We start from the raw sequence: 2646 nt of genomic DNA, 5'->3' as shown, positions 1-2646 counted from the left end.
CGTGCATAGCCAGATAGCCGATCCGGCATCACGAGGGAATGACTTCCCCGATCGAGAGGCGTTCATCGACCGTCGCGGCCATCCCGACATCCGGGCATCCCGATACCCCTCGCTTCCCCTTCTCGACTCCCGGGCAGCAGGAGCTCGCCGGCAGGATCGGTGTCGCGGATGCGTGGTCATGATGAAGCGGATACTCTCTCTCGTGGTTCTTATTGTACTGGCAGCGTTGCTGCCGGCGGTAGCGGCGGCGAATACAGAAACGGGCGGTCCATCCCCGGGTTCTCTTGAAATTGACGGCGGAGCGGACTATCGACTTCTCGGTTTGGGTTTCATCCCGAATGTCGGCCAGTGCGACCCCGGGGTGGAGTATGTCCTGCAGCACCGGGAAACAACGGTCTTCTTTACGAGGGACGGACTTGTGCTGACCCATATCTCAGGGAGTGCGGATAACGTCTCCCGAGACGTTATCCGGCAGTCGTTTGCCGGTGCATCCCCCGACACACAGCTGACCGCTTGCCGTCAGCGTCCGGGGGTCGTGAACTATTACGTCGGGAACGATTCGTCGGAGTGGCTGAGCGGCATCCCGGTGTACTCCAGGATCGTATATGAAGACCTGTATCCCGGGATCGATCTCGTGTATGCCGAGGAGAACGGCAGGCTGAAACGTGAGTTCCACATCTCCCCCGGCGCGGACCCCTCGCAGATTGAACTGCTCTACGAGGGAGAGAGCATGCCTCGCGTGGATGGGGACGGCGTGCTGCGGTTTGCGTCGCCGGCAGGGGAGCTGCTTGAGAGCCCTCTCGTCTGCTGGCAGGTGATCGACGGGGAAAAGGTCAGTCGGGCCGCGGAGTACGTCGTCGATGACGGATCGGTTCGTATCGCGGTGGCGGAGTACGACGCCGGGCATGAGTTGATCATCGACCCCGAACTGGTCTACTCAAGTTATCTGGGCGGAGAGAATTGGGATATGGGGTATGCCCTTGCGGATGACGGCGAAGGAGGGGTATGGGTCACGGGGTATACGGGCTCTCTCGATTTCCCGGTCCTGGACGACTCCAATGGAAATGGGGGCCACATTGCTTTCGTCTCCCACTTCGCATCGAACGGCACCCTCCTCTCATCGACCTGCCTCGGTGGAGCGACCGCCGAGTATGGACATGTCCTCGCGGGTGACGGCGCCGGGGGAGTATGGGTCATGGGGACGACGGGTTCAACCGACTTCCCGGTCCTGAACCCATCCCAGAGCACCTATGGAGGAGGTGGAGATACCTTCGTCTCCCACTTCTCGTCGGACGGTACTCTCCTCTCATCGACCTACCTGGGCGGAGGGGAAACTGAAATCGACAATGCCCTTGTGGGTGACGGCGAAGGAGGGGTCTGGGTCACGGGACTGACGACCTCAACCAACCTCCCGGTCACGGGGGATGCATACCAGAGCGACTATGGAGGGGGTTCTGGCGATGCCTTCGTAGCCCGCTTCTCGTTTGACGGCGATCTCCTCTTATCGACCTACCTGGGCGGAGATGGGTATGATTATGGTTCGGCCCTTGCGGGTGACGGCGACGGGGGAGTATGGGTCATGGGGGGCAACGATTATGGCGGCTTCCCGGTCACGGGTGGTGCATTCGAGAGAGGCAACAGAGGGGGGTGGGATGTCTTCGTCTCCCACTTCGCATCGAACGGCACTCTCCTCTCATCGACCTGCCTGGGCGGAATGAATCACGATGACGGATCCGCCCTCGCGGGTGATGGCGATGGAGGTGTCTGGGTCACTGGAGAGACACAGTCAGTGCATGTGCCGGATTACCCCAACAGTGGCTTCCCGGTCCTGAACGCATACCAGTGGGACAATGAGGGGAGTTATGATGCTTTCGTCTCTCACTTCTCGTCGAACGGCACTCTCCTCTACTCGACATACCTGGGTGGAGACGAACATGATTCCGGATATGCCCTTGCGGGTGACGGCGCCGGGGGAGTATGGGTCACAGGAGATACACGCTCTGACGATTTCCCGACCCTGAACGCACACCAGAACGCCTACAGGGGAGGGTCATCTTATGGCGATCGCTTCGTCGCCCGCTTCTCGCAGGAGGGCGCTCTCCTCTCATCGACTTATCTGGGCGGGGAGAAGGATGATTGTGATGGGTACGGAGGAAGAGAAGATGATCATCGATATACCCTTGCGGGTGACGGCGATGGAGGGGTGTGGGTCACGGGGTGTACAAAATCTACCGCCTTCCCGATCACGGATGATGCGTTCCAGAACACCTATGGAGGAGGAGAAGATTATTACGATGCCTTCGTCTCCCACTTCTCGTCGGAGGGCGTTCTCCTCTTATCGACCTACCTGGGCGGGGAGGGGGATGATTATGGAAAAGCGCTTGCGGGTGACGACGCCGGCGGAGTATGGGTCGCGGGGTATACGGGATCTAATGACTTCCCTGTCCTGCGGGCATACCAGAGCACCTATAGTGGAGGGAGTAGCGATGCCTTCGTCGCGAAGTTCGGCATCGTCGAACTACCAACCGCAGACTTTGCCGCGAACGTCACCTCTGGCCCCGTCCCGCTGGTCGTCCAGTTCACGGACCTCTCCACCGGCGACCCGACTTCCTGGCTCTGGTCCTTCGGCGACGGTGCCACCTCCAC

Annotated in this window: 2 protein-coding genes; one reads left to right on the top strand and one right to left on the bottom strand. The window is 60.4% G+C overall.

Going from position 1 to position 2646, the window contains the following annotated elements; genetic code table 11:
- Nucleotides 1–28: 28 nt before the first annotated feature.
- A complete protein-coding gene (locus tag PLN84_RS12995; protein ID WP_292382938.1) occupies nt 29–382 on the bottom strand; it encodes a hypothetical protein in 354 nt (117 codons plus the stop codon).
- A gap of 153 nt (nt 383–535) precedes the next feature.
- Here PLN84_RS12995 and PLN84_RS12990 point away from each other — a divergent pair.
- Nucleotides 536–2646, top strand: a 2111-nt coding sequence (locus tag PLN84_RS12990) for an SBBP repeat-containing protein (RefSeq protein ID WP_348532162.1), incomplete at its 3' end; no start/stop codon positions are given.

Source organism: Methanoculleus sp., assembly GCF_035363275.1.
In the GTDB taxonomy this organism is placed as follows: domain Archaea; phylum Halobacteriota; class Methanomicrobia; order Methanomicrobiales; family Methanoculleaceae; genus Methanoculleus.
Note: the sequence above shows the minus strand (reverse complement) of the source record. Positions and strands in the feature narration are given on the sequence as shown.